Below are 13270 nucleotides of genomic sequence, written 5' to 3' on the forward strand. Positions count from 1 at the left end.
GACCAGCGGGTACGGCGGAGGCGTTGCGCGAGGCTGCCAACAGATGTCCTTCCGAGGGCTCGCGGCGGACTGACTACACGCACGCCAGACAACCTCGCAACGTGAGCAAGCATCGCGGGTCGTCAAAGGGCAGCGCAAAGGGGCAGTGTAGCCGAACGGCACACGCCTGTCCACTTTGCTCTCGCTGCATGCTCCACGTTGGTCGCAGCATCGCCCGTTCAGACGGAAACGTCAAGCCCGTGAGCCCGACTTTTAGCCGACTCTGGGCCCGGACGCTGGGTTTTCTCCCCTGTGTGACCGATCGCCTACCGCACAGGCCCAAGACGATACCCGCGAACGGGGGCGGTTAACGCTCCGTCACACCAGGGGTCGAACCCATGCCGACAACCGGTGTAGCTGTGACTGGATTACCCCGGCCATATGCTTCGCTAAACCAGATTTTTGGTAACAATTGAACGAAGCGCCGCGCCGCCGGAGATCGTCCGGTGCGTCATGCGGTGCCGACCAAGGTCGACAGGCTGGCGACCAGCCAGCGCGAGTCCTGCCGGACCATGACGAACCTGGCTCGGTTCCGGAAGTACTCGTGCCGGGGCTTGGGTTCGCCGGAGACCTCCTTGACGGTAGACATGTTCACGAAGAGCAGAACCTCGACGCGGTCCGGCTCGGCTCGCTCCACCCCGGCTCCCGCCACCGCGATGGTCTGCACGATCTTCTGTGCCTTGGCCTTGGCGACCAGGCTCGTGCTCAAGTCTTTGAGGTGCTTGGTCAGCTCACCGGTGGTGTGCGCGCCGGCCCGCACCAGGTCCTCCTCTACGCTCCGATAGTCGTACGAGAGCAGGTCGGGCGCGACCTTCTTGGCCACGGCCACGGCCTCCACGCCGGCCGCGTCGGCGTCACGAAGATCGCGCAGGTTGAACCACATCGCCGGCACCAGCACGCCGGCCACGACCACGAGCACGCCCAGCAGCACGATCACGAACGTCTTCACAACACCTGCACCGCCTTCGACACCAGCCAGGCGCCGCCGACCTTGTCCAGGTCCATCGACCAGCGGTAGTAGCGCGCCTCCGGCGCGTTCTTGGAGTCGTCCCAGCGGATCTCCACATCCGCGACTACCAGCACCTTGGCCTTCGCTCCTGCCAGCGAGACGAGCCCCGTGGCGCGCAGCACGCCCTGCTGGACGACCTTGCTCCCGGTCGTGGTGGACTTGAGCTTGTCCGCGGTGGCGACGTATTCGGCCCTGGCCGCACCCGTGGAGGTGTCGAGCATGCGCTGCAGGTCGGCCTCCACGGTCCGGTAGTCCAGCGAGATCAGGTTCTTGGCATGCGCGCCCGCCGCCAGCAGCACGGCCTCCTTGTCCCCCGCCCTGCCCTGCTCGTCGCGCGCCTGCACGGCGATCCACACGCCCACGCCGACGAGCACCGCCAGCATCCCGCCGAGCACCGCGATCAGGATGCGGGCGAGCCTGACGTCGAGCCCTTCCACGTCTGCCTCACCCCTTCCCGCGCGTCGGCCGCCGCCGGATCATAACGCGGCGGTCACGCCTGGGGCCCCTGAACCAACCCAGGAGGTAAGGGATCGGCGAAAGGGTTGCAGATCCCACAAATGCCTCCATACGGCCCTCAGGGGCTCGCAGAGCGTCCGTTAGAGGCGCGCCCTACGTAAGTGACCCTTCGGGGGCGGAGCTCACTTGATGCCGTGCAGGTAGGCGTTGACCAGGCGCGGGTATTCCTCCAGCCAGTTGCGGCCGCGCTCGTCCACGAACGAGCCCTGCGGCGGGATCACGCCGTTGGCCGCCAGCCAGGTGCCCGGCGGCTGCTGAGCGCGGCGGATCCGATTGCCGGTCGGCATGAGCTGCGGGGGGATCGGCGGCAGTGCGCCGGGGTCGTGCCCCAGCTGGGCCTCGGCCTCCAGCTCGGAGATGTCCTTCTCCTCCGACATGCCGATCGGGCCGTGCCTCCTGGCGTTGAGGAACTGCCGCACGACCGGCTCGTCGCTCGACAACAACATCTCGCGCGGGCCGAACATCACCAGTTCCCGCCGGAAGAGCAGCCCGATGCTGTCGGGCACCGTACGGGCGGTGTTGATGTCGTGCGTCACGATCAGGAACGTCGCCTCGACCTCGGCGTTGAGATCGACGATGAGCTGGTTGAGGTACGCCGTGCGCACCGGGTCGAGTCCGGAGTCCGGCTCGTCGAACAGGATGATCTCCGGATCCAGCACCAGCGCCCTGGCGAGCCCTGCCCGCTTGCGCATGCCGCCCGAGATCTCCCCCGGCAGCTTGCGCTCCGCGCCGAGCAGCCCGACCAGCTCCATCTTCTCCATCACGATCTGGCGGACCTGGGACTCACTCTTCTTGGTGTGCTCGCGCAGGGGGAAGGCGATGTTGTCGTAGAGGTTGAGCGAGCCGAACAGCGCGCCGTCCTGGAACAGCACCCCGAAGAGCCTGCGGAGCTCGTACAGCTTGCTCTCGGTGCAGTTGGCGAGGTCGTAGCCGTCGATCCAGATGTGGCCGCGGTCCGGCCGTAGCAGCCCGACCAGTGTCTTGAGGAAGACCGACTTGCCGGTGCCCGACGGCCCGAGCAGGACCGAGATCTCGCCCGCGGGCAGCGTGAGCGAGACGTCCTCCCAGATGACCTGGCGCCCGAACGACTTGGTGAGCCCGTCTACGACGACTTCGACGCCCACTGGCCACCTTCCCGTGCTCGGGGATGATGCCATCACCGTAACGACGCCCGGCCGGATGACGACCAGGTTCGATAACTTGTTACGAGGCAGTTATGAGACTTCCGGTCCAGTAAGCGCTCGCAGGCTCGGGCGCAGCACGCGCGCGATCTCCCCCTGGGAGACCTCGCGGAGATCGTCCAGCTCCAGCAGCTGATGGCCGACCGTCACGCCGAGCATGATCATCGTCATCAGCGCGGCCCGCAGCCGGGCGTCCTCGCTGGGGATGGAGTCCGCCAGCCGGTCGATCTGCCTGCCCAGCAGCTCCCGCGCCGCGGCGGCGGCCTCGGGGTGGGTGAGCATGGACCGCATCATGGCCAGCGAGCCCTGCGGCAGCTCGCCGATCTTCATGGTGAGCGTGCCGAGGAGGTATTCGACCAGCTCGTTCGCGTCCAGACCCGCGCCGGGGACCGGCGCCACGCGCACGGCCTGGTTGAAGAGCTCCTGCTTGCTGCCGAAGTACTGCATGACCAGGGCGGGATCGACCTCGGCCGCCCTGGCGACGGCCCGGATCGTGGTGCGCTCGAATCCCAGCTCCGCGAAGAGCGTCCTGGCCGCGTCGAGGATCCTGCCCTCGGTCCTGCGTCGCCGCTCCGCCCGCGGAAGCACTCTCTCGCTCACGCGACGACTCTACATGCGTTGACCGATCGCACGTTTTCGCTCTACGCTCGTTGAATCAACGTCTGTTGAGCGAGTTGGGGAGTCACTCATGTCCATGGAAGAGATCGTCACCGCCTTCCACGACGCGATGCTGCACAAGTCGGCCGACGAGCTGGCCGAGCTGTATGCGGAGGACGGGCTGCACGAGTTCCCGTTCGGCGGGCTGCCGCCGTACAAGGGCAGGGAGGAGATCCGCGCGGGCTACCGCGCGTCATGGGGCGCGACGCCCGCCGACGTCAAGGAGGTCCGCAGGCTGGCGCTGCACCGCACGGACGATCCGGAGGTCGTGGTGGTGGAGCAGAGCACGTACGTCACGGCCGGGGACCGGTCGATCACGGTCCCCGGCCTCCTCGTCCTGCGGATCAGGAACGGTGAGATCGTCCACACGAGGGACTACATGGACACCAGCGCCATCGCCCAGGTCCGCGGCTAGGCGTTCTGGGTGAGGTCGAAGACGGTGGCGCCCCCAACGGTCGTGGCGGTGAAGGTCTCCTGGACCCACGCGGCGATCTCGGCCGCGTCGCCGCTGCCGCCCGTGCTCCGCCCGCCGAAGCCGCCCATGCCGGTGCCCAGGAAGTAGTGAATCTTCTTCTCGGCCACGTACTGCTTGAACTGCTCCAGCGTCGGCGCGGGATCGGTGCCGTTGAACCCGCCCACCGCCATCACCGGTTGGCCGCCGGCGAGCTGATATCCGGCCGCGTTATTGGACCCCACGGTCGCCGCCACCCACGTGTAGCCGGAGGCGCCGTTCTTCAGCAGCGCGGTCAGCTCGGCGGCCGGCGTGCCGGCGTTGAGCAGCCCGCCCATGCCGCCACCGCCCATCCTGCCGCGCGCGGCGCCGTCGCCGACGGCCGTCGGCGGGCGGAATGCCTGGCCTCCGCCGCCGGGCCGCTGGAACCCGCCGCGGTTCCCGCCACCGGCCGGCCGGCCGAACCCGCCGCCGCCGGTAGAGGGCCCAGCCGTCGGGATGGCTCCGGTGTGCGGCGAAGCGGCGGTGTCCACGGCGTACGCTGCCGGCCCCGCCAGGCACGCCACCAGGGCGATCGCGACCACGGCCAGGACGCGGCGGGTCAGCAACATCGCCAGCACCGCCCCCAGGCCCGCCACCAGCACGGCGACCCCCAGCCACGCGTTCCAGTCGGCGCTGCGCGACAGCAGCACGTACGACCACACGGCCGTCCCCGCCGTGATCATGGCTGGAAGCCTGCGCGCCCCCCGCTCCCAGAGCACGGCGGCTCCCATGCCCACCAGCGCCGCGATGGCCGGCGCCAGCGCCACGGTGTAGTACGCGTGGAAGATCCCTTGCATCAGGCTGAAGACCAACGCCGTGACGAGCAGCCAGCTCCCCCACACCCAGACGGCGGCGCGGACCGGATCGACCCGAGGCGCCCGCCGGGTCAGCCAGGTGACGGCGACCAGCAGCACCAGGGCCGCGGGGAGCAGCCAGGAGATCTGCCCGCCCGCCTCGGTGTCGAACATCCGCAGCCATCCGGACTGCTGGTTGAGGTTTCCCAGCCCGCCGTAGTCGGCTCCGTTGAGCCGGCCGATGCCGTTGTAGCCGAGCGCCAGCTCCAGCACGCTGTTGGTCTGCGAGCCGCCGATGTACGGCCGCTCGGAGGCCGGCACCAGCGCCACCGCCAGCAGCCACCAGCCGGCGGCGGCCACCATCGCGGCCCCCGCCAGCAGCAACTGCCAGATCCGGCGCCAGAACGCCACGGGCGCGGTCAGGAGGTAGACCAGCGCGAACCCCGGCAGCACGAGAAACGCCTGCAACATCTTCGCCAGGAACGCGAACCCGATCGCCGCCCCCGCCAGCACCAGCCACCGGGTCGCCCCCCGCTCCTGGGCCCGCACCACGCAGTAGCCCGCGACGGTCAGCAACAGCACCAGCAGCGCGTCGGGGTTGTTGAACCGGAACATCAGCACGGCCACCGGCGTGACCGCCATGACTGCCCCGGCCAGCAGCGCCGCCCATGGGCTGAACAGCCGGCGCACGGAGGCGTACACCACGGCCACGGTGCCGACGCCCAACAACGCCTGCGGCACGAGCATGGCCCACGAGTTCAGCCCGAACAGCCGCACGCTGAGCACCATGGGCCACAGCGAGGCAGGCGTCTTGTCGACGGTGATCGCGTTCGCGGCGTCGGAGGCCCCGAAGAAGAACGCCGTCCAGCTCTGGCTGCCGGCCTGCACGGCTGCCGCGTAATACGAATTGGCCCAGCCCGAGGCCCCAAGGCCCCAGATGTACAGCACGCCGGTGCCCACGAGGAGGGCGGCCAGCGCCCAACGAGACTTAGCTTCGGTAACCACGTCAGGCACGCTAGGCACGCCGGTTGGTGGGGCGATGAAACCGGGATGAGAATCTCCTGAGCCGGGCCCGCACGGCACCGCTCAGGAAATGCGAAAAGGGGCGCAGACATCCGGCACCAGGATGTCTCGCGCCCCTTCTCAGAAGAGACAGGACCGTCTTACTTCACGGTCACGCTGGCGCCGGCGCCCTCGAGGGCAGCCTTGGCCTTCTCCGCCTGCTCCTTGTTGACCTTGCCGTCGAAGACGTTCTTCGGAGCGCCGTCCACCAGGTCCTTGGCCTCCTTGAGGCCAAGGGACGTGAGGGCGCGGATCTCCTTGATGACCTGGATCTTCTTGTCACCGGCGGCCTCGAGGATGACGTCGAACTCGTCCTGCTCCTCAACGACGGCGGCCTCGCCACCACCGGCGGCGGCGGGGGCGGCCATCGCGACGGGGGCGGCGGCCTTGACGTCGAAGACCTCTTCGAACTGCTTCACGAACTCGGACAGCTCGAGGAGGGTCATCTCCTTGAACGTGTCGAGCAGCTCTTCGGTGCTGAGCTTCGCCATGATGTTTTCCTTACGTTTAGGACTTGCAGACAACTAGGAACGGGACCGCGGTAGGTGCGGCAATCCCCGGTGTTACTCGCCCGCCTCGTCGCGCTTCGCGCGAAGGGCGTCGGCCAGCTGAGCCATTTGCGTGGGCAGCGCGGCGAACATCGCGGCAGCGGCGCTCTGCTTCGCCTTGAGCGCACCGGCAAGCTTCGCGAGGAGGACCTCGCGGGACTCGAGGTCGGCGAGCTTGGTGATCTCAGTGGCGTTGAGGGCCTTGCCCTCGAGCACGCCGCCCTTGATCACCAGAAGGGGATTGGCCTTGGCGAAGTCACGCAGACCCTTGGCCGCCTCCACGACGTCGCCCTTGACGAAGGCGACGGCGGTCGGACCGACCAGCAGGTCGTCAAGACCCGTCACGCCTGCCTCGTTGGCGGCGATCTTGGTCAGGGTGTTCTTCGCCACGGCGAACTTCGCATTCTCACCGAGAGAGGTGCGCAGCTCCTTGAGCTGAGCGACGGTGAGACCGCGGTACTCGGTCAGAACGGCGGCAGCGCTGCCCTCGAACTCATTCTTGAGCTCGGCAACCGCTGTCGCCTTATCCGGCCTCGCCATGGGCCTCCTTCCAGATGTGCCACCGGCGAAGGCCCCCGAACATGAGAACAGCCCCGGGCGCAGGGCGCACGGGGCTCGCACACACGGGTCAAACCATGTGGGAAACTCGCATCACACCTGCGCGGGTTGTCCACATGACGTGGATCCTTCGGCCGTCAGGCTTGAGCACCTGACGACAACCGGCGGTCTTCGGCAACGACCAGACTACGTCCTGGTCGCCGAGTTTCCAAATCGTTCTCAGTTGGTCGTGCCCTTGGGCAGCTCTCCGACCTGGTCGGCGGGCGGCGTCTCGATGGTCACGGCCTTGTTGAAGTCCTTGAAGAACAGCGTGGCGTCGAGCGTGGCGCCTTCCTTCTGCCCGTTCAACGCGAGCTTGCGCGGCAGCCCGTCGGCGGCCACCCAGATGTCGAACTTGACGTCCTTGAGCTCGGCCAGCCCCGTACGGGCCTGCTGCTGCTCGTCGGCGGGCAGCAGCTGCACGGCCGCGTCGACCGGGAAGCTGCCGCTGTAGTGGGTGGTGTCCTCGCTGTTGACGCTCTCGTTGCCGACCGACTTCACGTCCTGCGAGGCCGTGACGAGCTTGGTCACGTTGGCCAGATCGAACTGCTGGATCTGGTTCAGGTACTGGTTCACCTCGCCGGACTCGCCCATCTCGGTGAGCGGGACCTTGATCCACGGCTTGGTGGCGCCTACCAGGTCCTTGAGCGCTTCGACCTTGACGTAGACGGCGTCGCCCTGCAGCACGGCTCGTACGCCGCCCGGCAGGCTCTGACCGCCCATGTCGACGGTGTCCAGGGTCAGGTCCACGGCCAGGGGCTGCTTCTGGTAGAGCATGCGTCCCTGCACCCGGCCGTCGCCCTGCTGGGGGTGCGTGGCGTTCACCACGGCGTCAACGGTGTAGCTGGTGACCTCAGCCGTCTTCTGCGCGGCCTGCGCCAGCACTTCCGAGGCCGCCAGATTGACCTGGATGGGCTGGGCAGTAGTGCCGCAACCGGCAACCGCGGCCACCACGAGCGCGGCTCCGGCCGCGGCGAGACTTATCGATCGCTTCAGCATGTCTTGACCCTACGTTTGCATTCCACGGCCGTAGCGCCTTCCCCGCACAATTAGGGGAAAACCCAGGGTTATCCCCCACAAGGTCTTCACACCATCTTCACAATCCACCATACGGACGCTCCGGCCCGGCCCACCCGCCGCCCCGCTCCACGGTCATCAAACGAAAAACCCCCGCCCGAAAGGGGCGGGGGCTTGTCGAAGAGCAGAGATCAGCTCTCCAGCTCCGCGGTGATGCCGCGGGTGATGTTGGGGTCGACCGGGACACCCGGGCCCATCGTCGTGGAGAAGGTGACCTTCTTCAGGTAACGGCCCTTGGCCGCCGACGGCTTGAGACGCAGCACCTCATCCAGGGCGGCAGCGTAGTTTTCCAGGAGCTCGCGCTCGCCGAACGACGTCTTGCCGATGATGAAGTGCAGGTTGGCCTGCCGGTCGGTGCGGAACTCGATCTTGCCGCCCTTGATCTCCGTCACGGCCTTGACGACGTCGGGCGTCACCGTGCCGGTCTTCGGGTTGGGCATGAGACCACGCGGACCGAGCACGCGGCCCAGGCGGCCGACCTTGCCCATCAGATCCGGCGTGGCCACGACGGCGTCGAACTCGTTGAGCCTGTTGCCCTTGGAGATCTCGTCGATCAGCTCGTCGGCGCCGACGATGTCGGCGCCCGCCTCGCGGGCCGCCTCGGCACGGTCACCGGTCGCGAAGACCAGGACCCGGGCGGTCTTACCGGTGCCGTGCGGGAGGTTGACCGTGCCGCGCACGATCTGGTCGGCCTTGCGAGGGTCGACGCCCAGCCGCAGCGCAACCTCGACGGTGGCGTCGAACTTGGTGGTCGACGTCTCCTTGGCGAGCTTCGCGGCCTCGACGGGCGAGTAGAGCTTGTCGCGGTCGAACTTGGCCGCCGCGTCTTTGTGCGCCTTGCTGCGCTTCATTCTTAACTCCTAGTGGTGAACGGGCCTGACGGCCCTCCCACGAACGTCTGAAAGGGTGTTACTCGGCGACCGTGATGCCCATCGACCGGGCGGTGCCGGCGATGATCTTCTCGGCGGCCTCGATGTCGTTGGCGTTGAGGTCGGGCATCTTCGTCTCGGCGATGCTGCGCAGCTGCTCGCGGCTGAGCTTGCCGACCTTGTCACGGTGCGGGACCGCGCTGCCCTTGTCGAGGCCGAGGGCCTTCTTGATCAGCTCGGGGGCCGGCGGCGTCTTCGTGATGAAGGTGAAGCTGCGGTCCTCGAAAATGGTGATCTCAACGGGGATGATGTTGCCCCGCTGGGCCTCCGTCGCGGCGTTGTACTGCTTGACGAAGTCCATGATGTTGACGCCGTGGGGACCGAGGGCGGTACCCACCGGCGGCGCCGGGGTGGCCTGGCCAGCGGGAAGCTGGACCTTTACCAACGCGGCGATTTTCTTCTTCGGAGGCATTTGTCCTTCTCCGGGTCTTTGATTGTGATGCCGTCCGGGCTGCGGATTGCAGCCCCGGACATGTCGGAGGCCGCCCTCGCGAAGGCGGCCGCCCGAACGTCTAAGTGTAGGTGATCGTCCTAGATCTTCGAGACCTGGTTGAACGACAGCTCGACCGGGGTCTCCCGACCGAAGATCGAGACGAGCACCTTGAGCTTCTGCGACTCGGGGCTGATCTCGCTCACCGAGGCGGGCAGCGTCGCGAACGGGCCGTCCATGACCGTGACCGACTCGCCGATCTCGAACTCGACCGTCGGGCCCGCGGACGGCTTGGCCGCCGCCTTCTTGGCCTCCTCGGTCGGCTCGGGCGCGAGCAGCTTGGCGACCTCGTCGAGGCTGAGCGGGCTGGGCTTGTTGGACAGGCCGACGAAGCCGGTCACGCCGGGCGTGTTGCGCACCGCGGCCCAGGACTCGTCGGTCAGCTCCATGCGCACCAGCACGTAGCCGGGCAGCACGCGCTCCTTGACCGGCACCTTCTTGCCGCTCTTGAACTCCTGAACGGTGTGCGTCGGCACCTCGATCTGGAAGATGTAGTCCTCCATGTTGAGCGACACGTTGCGGCTCTCGATGTTGGACTTCACGCGGTTTTCGTAACCGGCGTAGGAGTGAATGACATACCACTCGCCGGGCAGGCCGCGCAGCGACTGCTTGAACTCCTCGACGGGGTCGACGTCGGGAAGAGCCGAAACGTCCTCGGCGGCGACAGCCTCGACCTCGGCCGCCTCGTCGCTCTCCGCGACCTCGGCCTCTTCGAGAGCCGCCTCGGTGGCTTCCTCAGTGGCCTCTTCCAGCTCGTCGCCCCACTCCTCGCGGGACTCGTCGGCCGGAATAGAAGACTCGGACACGGTGACTCTTCCTCTTTCGTCTAATCGATTGAGCTCGTATCGATGGCGACTCCGTCAGGCGGGCACCGGCGGCGCCGGGATCAGGCTCCGCCGAAGACGCGGAGGACCAACCATCCCAGGGCGGCGTCGAGGCCGTACACGATGCCAACCATGATCAGAACGAATATCAGAACGACCGTGGTGTAGGTGATGAGATCCTTGCGTGTCGGCCAGATGACTTTACGAAGCTCGCCGACGACCTGCCGGTAGAAAAGGGCAGGCGAAGTGCGCGTCTTCTTTTCGCCACTGGGCTTGTCGGCGGTTTCGCCGCGTGTGTCGATCGCCACAGTCCTCACCTGAATTCGTCCGTATCCAACGCAGTTTGCGGCGCGCTTACACGCCTATCGTTGCGCGGACCGCACTCGCAGGGCACGAGGGACTCGAACCCCCAACCGCCGGTTTTGGAGACCGGTGCGCTACCAATTGCGCCAGTGCCCTATGTCATCAACCAGACTACCCTGATCGACTCACTGCCTGGACCGAACCGCCCGGCGACATGCGGCGGAAGGACCAGCCGAAAGCATACGGGGGAATGCCCGGTACGTCGAACCCAAAGCTGATCGCCCAGGTCACGAGCACGTGGGACGATGGACCCATGTCCACCCGACCTCGCATCTCCGCAAGAATTTCCGCGATTTCCGAATCCGCCACCCTCGCCGTGGACGCCAAGGCGAAGGCGATGAAGGCGGCCGGACGCCCCGTCATCGGCTTCGGCGCGGGCGAGCCCGACTTCCCGACGCCTGATTACATCGTCGAGGCGGCGATCGAGGCGGCCCGCCAGCCGCGCTTCCACAAGTACACGCCGGCGGGCGGGCTGCCCGAGCTCAAGCAGGCCGTCGCCGACAAGACCAGGCGCGACTCCGGCTATGCCGTCGAGCCGTCTCAGGTGCTGATCACCAATGGCGGCAAGCAGGCCGTCTACGAGGCCTTCGCGACGCTGCTCGACCCGGGTGACGAGGTCCTCGTGGTCGCGCCCTACTGGACGACCTACCCCGAGGCGATCAAGCTGGCCGGAGGCGTGCAGGTGGACGTCGTGGCCGACGAGTCCACCGGCTACCTGGCGGGCGTCGAGCAGCTGGAGGCCGCGCGCACCGAGCGTACGAAGGTGGTGTTGTTCGTCTCTCCGTCCAACCCGACGGGCGCGGTTTACTCGCGCGAGCAGACCATCGCGATCGGCCGCTGGGCGGCCGAGCACGGCCTTTGGGTCGTCACCGACGAGATCTACGAGCACCTCGTGTACGGCGGCACCGAGTTCACCAGCATCGCCACGGCCGTCCCCGAGCTGGGCGACCGGGTGGTGATCCTCAACGGCGTGGCCAAGACCTACGCGATGACCGGCTGGCGCGTGGGCTGGCTGATCGGCCCGGCCGACGTGGTCAAGGCCGCCACCAACCTGCAGTCGCACGCCACCTCCAACGTCTCCAACGTGGCGCAGATGGCGGCGCTGGCCGCGGTCTCCGGCGACCTGTCGGCGGTGGCCGAGATGCGCACGGCGTTCGACAGGCGCCGCCAGACGATGGTGCGGATGCTCAACGACATCCCGGGCGTGTTCTGCCCCGAGCCGAAGGGGGCGTTCTACGCGTACCCGACGGTCAAGGAGCTGATCGGCAAGGAGCTGCGGGGCAGGCGGCCTCAGACCTCGAGCGAGCTGGCCGAGCTGATCCTGGAGGAGGCCGAGGTGGCGGTGGTGCCCGGCGAGGCGTTCGGCACGCCGGGTTACTTCAGGCTGTCCTACGCGCTGGGCGACGACGACCTGGTGGAGGGCGTCAGCCGCCTGGGCAAGCTATTGGCCGAGGCCCGCTGAGACGCCGCCGGCGATTCGCCTGATGTGGGTGGCGAGGCCGGGTGTCGCACCGATGTAGACCGCGGTGCCCGGCTGCTCCAGCCACATGAAGTTCCGCAGGCCGCTCTTGGTGGTCCAGCGCAGCGCTGGCCGCCCCTTGTATGCCGTCAGCGTCGACCTGGCGACCAGCGTGGCGAACTGCTCGGCGGTCCGCACCCCGCACACCACGCCGACGTACAGGTGCTCGTCGTTCCTGCGCCAGATCAGGCCGTCGACGTCGAGCCGGCGGGCGAGCGAGGGCAGCTGGGCGAACGCGCCGGCACGCTTCAGCTTCGCGGGCATGGCCGGCAGGCTTACCTCGGTGTCGCCGCAGGACAGCGAGATGGTCTTGCTCCTTGCCGGCTCCTGCGACGGCCGGGCGACGGTGCGGGTGGGCTCGGGCTCCGGCACGCCGTCACCGCCGCCGCAGCCGGTGAGCGCGAGCACGAGGAGCACTGCCGCCAGACGCCGCATCGACCCCCCATGACGTGTGTGGATACCCGGAAGAGAGGGACTGGGAAGGGGACCTAGTCTCCTACAGGAGCCTTCACGGAGGCGGCAACTGCGAGGAGTTCCCTGCTCAGGGAGTCGCTGACTCTGATCCACGCGCCGGTGCCCACGCGTTCCAGCCAGACGATCAGGCGACCGCCGTTCGGATGCCTGCCGACCGCGGCGGGCCGGCCGCGTACGGTGGTGTCACGGGCGTCGAGCATGGTGACCCGGGAGCGGTAGCTTTGCCAGTCCGCCGCCACGATACCGTGCTCGACCTGCGCTTCGACGAACCTGTCCGCGGTCGCGAACCTGGCCCAGCCGCCCTTGACGCCCGGCTCCGGCTCGATCACCCCGCCGCCGCTGCGTTCGAGCCCTGCGGGGAGGTAGGTGAGCCAGAAATCGTCGGAGATCACCGCGAGGACGCCGGCCCGCGGGTCCGAGCCGCGGGTGGGCTCGGCCGAAACGGGGCCGACGTTCGCCTGGTCACCGTGACCAGGCGGGTCTCCGGAGGGGCCACGGCGAGGGGTGGGGGCGCCTCGGCAGGACGGGCGATGCGCCCGAATCCCGACGAGAACAACGCGTGGATGATGAGTCCCGCCATCGCGAACGCCAGCGCCGCCACCACGGCGCGCCATCCCCGTCCGCCGTCGCGCCCCTCAGGGATCATGCGTCATTGATCCCCGGTTCCCGCCCATCCATCACTCGCTCGCCCGGCTTTC

Annotated in this window: 17 protein-coding genes and 1 tRNA gene; 2 read left to right on the top strand and 16 right to left on the bottom strand. The window is 68.0% G+C overall.

Annotated features, from left to right (window positions below; all coding sequences use genetic code 11):
* Positions 1 to 490 precede the first annotated feature (490 nt).
* The 4 genes from ACTWQA_RS20900 to ACTWQA_RS20915 form a co-directional block, all read right to left on the bottom strand.
* Entirely contained in the window at positions 491 to 988 is a 498-nt protein-coding gene (locus tag ACTWQA_RS20900) for a hypothetical protein (protein WP_443160840.1), read from the bottom strand.
* Complete coding sequence (locus ACTWQA_RS20905; protein WP_443160841.1) at positions 985 to 1485, bottom strand: hypothetical protein; 501 nt, start codon at positions 1483 to 1485, stop codon at positions 985 to 987. Before ACTWQA_RS20905 ends, ACTWQA_RS20900 begins: the two co-directional genes overlap by 4 nt.
* A 201-nt stretch (positions 1486 to 1686) precedes the next feature.
* Positions 1687 to 2688: an ABC transporter ATP-binding protein gene (locus tag ACTWQA_RS20910; RefSeq protein WP_443160842.1), complete on the bottom strand. Its 1002-nt coding sequence runs from the start codon at positions 2686 to 2688 to the stop codon at positions 1687 to 1689.
* A 90-nt stretch (positions 2689 to 2778) separates the two neighbouring features.
* A complete protein-coding gene (locus tag ACTWQA_RS20915) occupies positions 2779 to 3345 on the bottom strand; it encodes a TetR/AcrR family transcriptional regulator (protein WP_443160843.1) in 567 nt (188 codons plus the stop codon).
* 88 nt (positions 3346 to 3433) lie between these two features.
* Between ACTWQA_RS20915 and ACTWQA_RS20920 the strand changes: the two genes are divergently transcribed.
* A complete protein-coding gene (locus ACTWQA_RS20920; protein ID WP_443160844.1) occupies positions 3434 to 3817 on the top strand; it encodes a nuclear transport factor 2 family protein in 384 nt (127 codons plus the stop codon).
* Here ACTWQA_RS20920 and ACTWQA_RS20925 read toward each other — a convergent pair.
* The 9 genes from ACTWQA_RS20925 to ACTWQA_RS20965 form a co-directional block, all read right to left on the bottom strand.
* Entirely contained in the window at positions 3814 to 5694 is a 1881-nt protein-coding gene (locus ACTWQA_RS20925) for an ArnT family glycosyltransferase (RefSeq protein ID WP_443160845.1), read from the bottom strand. The two genes, ACTWQA_RS20920 and ACTWQA_RS20925, sit on opposite strands and share 4 nt — an antisense overlap.
* Before the next feature lie 158 nt (positions 5695 to 5852).
* On the bottom strand, positions 5853 to 6242 hold the full coding sequence (rplL, locus tag ACTWQA_RS20930; RefSeq protein ID WP_443160846.1) for a 50S ribosomal protein L7/L12: 390 nt from the start codon (positions 6240 to 6242) through the stop codon (positions 5853 to 5855).
* A gap of 72 nt (positions 6243 to 6314) precedes the next feature.
* Positions 6315 to 6839, bottom strand: coding sequence for a 50S ribosomal protein L10 (gene rplJ, locus ACTWQA_RS20935; protein ID WP_305915094.1), 525 nt, complete (start codon positions 6837 to 6839; stop codon positions 6315 to 6317).
* Between the two features lie 237 nt (positions 6840 to 7076).
* Positions 7077 to 7895, bottom strand: coding sequence for an LppX_LprAFG lipoprotein (locus ACTWQA_RS20940; RefSeq protein ID WP_305915093.1), 819 nt, complete (start codon positions 7893 to 7895; stop codon positions 7077 to 7079).
* A gap of 209 nt (positions 7896 to 8104) precedes the next feature.
* Positions 8105 to 8824, bottom strand: coding sequence for a 50S ribosomal protein L1 (gene rplA / locus ACTWQA_RS20945; protein ID WP_305915092.1), 720 nt, complete (start codon positions 8822 to 8824; stop codon positions 8105 to 8107).
* 58 nt (positions 8825 to 8882) lie between these two features.
* Positions 8883 to 9314 (bottom strand): 50S ribosomal protein L11, encoded by a 432-nt coding sequence (rplK, locus tag ACTWQA_RS20950; RefSeq protein WP_127939574.1) that lies wholly within the window; start codon positions 9312 to 9314, stop codon positions 8883 to 8885.
* A gap of 119 nt (positions 9315 to 9433) precedes the next feature.
* Positions 9434 to 10198 (bottom strand): transcription termination/antitermination protein NusG, encoded by a 765-nt coding sequence (gene nusG / locus ACTWQA_RS20955; RefSeq protein ID WP_443160847.1) that lies wholly within the window; start codon positions 10196 to 10198, stop codon positions 9434 to 9436.
* Between the two features lie 80 nt (positions 10199 to 10278).
* A complete protein-coding gene (secE, locus tag ACTWQA_RS20960; RefSeq protein WP_164904133.1) occupies positions 10279 to 10524 on the bottom strand; it encodes a preprotein translocase subunit SecE in 246 nt (81 codons plus the stop codon).
* A 78-nt stretch (positions 10525 to 10602) separates the two neighbouring features.
* A tRNA-Trp gene (locus ACTWQA_RS20965) sits at positions 10603 to 10675 on the bottom strand.
* Positions 10676 to 10832: 157 nt separating this feature from the next.
* On the opposite strand from ACTWQA_RS20965, the gene ACTWQA_RS20970 reads away from it, so the two are divergent.
* Positions 10833 to 12041: a pyridoxal phosphate-dependent aminotransferase gene (locus ACTWQA_RS20970; protein ID WP_327585764.1), complete on the top strand. Its 1209-nt coding sequence runs from the start codon at positions 10833 to 10835 to the stop codon at positions 12039 to 12041.
* Here ACTWQA_RS20970 and ACTWQA_RS20975 read toward each other — a convergent pair.
* The 3 genes from ACTWQA_RS20975 to ACTWQA_RS20985 are packed head-to-tail and all read right to left on the bottom strand — an operon-like array spanning position 12021 to position 13218.
* The gene (locus ACTWQA_RS20975; RefSeq protein ID WP_443160848.1) at positions 12021 to 12533 is read right to left on the bottom strand and encodes a hypothetical protein; all 513 of its coding nucleotides are present in this window, start codon (positions 12531 to 12533) and stop codon (positions 12021 to 12023) included. The genes ACTWQA_RS20970 and ACTWQA_RS20975 overlap by 21 nt on opposite strands.
* 53 nt (positions 12534 to 12586) lie before the next feature.
* Positions 12587 to 12964 (bottom strand): hypothetical protein, encoded by a 378-nt coding sequence (locus tag ACTWQA_RS20980; protein WP_443160849.1) that lies wholly within the window; start codon positions 12962 to 12964, stop codon positions 12587 to 12589.
* Positions 12961 to 13218, bottom strand: a complete 258-nt coding sequence (locus ACTWQA_RS20985) for a hypothetical protein (RefSeq protein WP_443160850.1) — start codon at positions 13216 to 13218, stop codon at positions 12961 to 12963. Before ACTWQA_RS20985 ends, ACTWQA_RS20980 begins: the two co-directional genes overlap by 4 nt.
* Positions 13219 to 13270 lie beyond the last annotated feature (52 nt).

The organism is Nonomuraea sp. 10N515B, assembly GCF_052245915.1.
Lineage (GTDB): Bacteria > Actinomycetota > Actinomycetes > Streptosporangiales > Streptosporangiaceae > Nonomuraea.

Excerpts from the sequence above, each read along its gene's own strand:
- rplJ (WP_305915094.1), bottom strand. The coding sequence starts at position 6,839 with ATGGCGAGGCCGGATAAGGCGACAGCGGTTGCCGAGCTCAAGAATGAG.
- ACTWQA_RS20970 (WP_327585764.1), top strand. The coding sequence starts at position 10,833 with ATGTCCACCCGACCTCGCATCTCCGCAAGAATTTCCGCGATTTCCGAA.
- rplA (WP_305915092.1), bottom strand. The coding sequence starts at position 8,824 with ATGAAGCGCAGCAAGGCGCACAAAGACGCGGCGGCCAAGTTCGACCGC.
- ACTWQA_RS20985 (WP_443160850.1), bottom strand. The coding sequence starts at position 13,218 with ATGATCCCTGAGGGGCGCGACGGCGGACGGGGATGGCGCGCCGTGGTG.
- ACTWQA_RS20975 (WP_443160848.1), bottom strand. The coding sequence starts at position 12,533 with ATGCGGCGTCTGGCGGCAGTGCTCCTCGTGCTCGCGCTCACCGGCTGC.
- ACTWQA_RS20940 (WP_305915093.1), bottom strand. The coding sequence starts at position 7,895 with ATGCTGAAGCGATCGATAAGTCTCGCCGCGGCCGGAGCCGCGCTCGTG.
- ACTWQA_RS20920 (WP_443160844.1), top strand. The coding sequence starts at position 3,434 with ATGTCCATGGAAGAGATCGTCACCGCCTTCCACGACGCGATGCTGCAC.
- rplL (WP_443160846.1), bottom strand. The coding sequence starts at position 6,242 with ATGGCGAAGCTCAGCACCGAAGAGCTGCTCGACACGTTCAAGGAGATG.
- rplK (WP_127939574.1), bottom strand. The coding sequence starts at position 9,314 with ATGCCTCCGAAGAAGAAAATCGCCGCGTTGGTAAAGGTCCAGCTTCCC.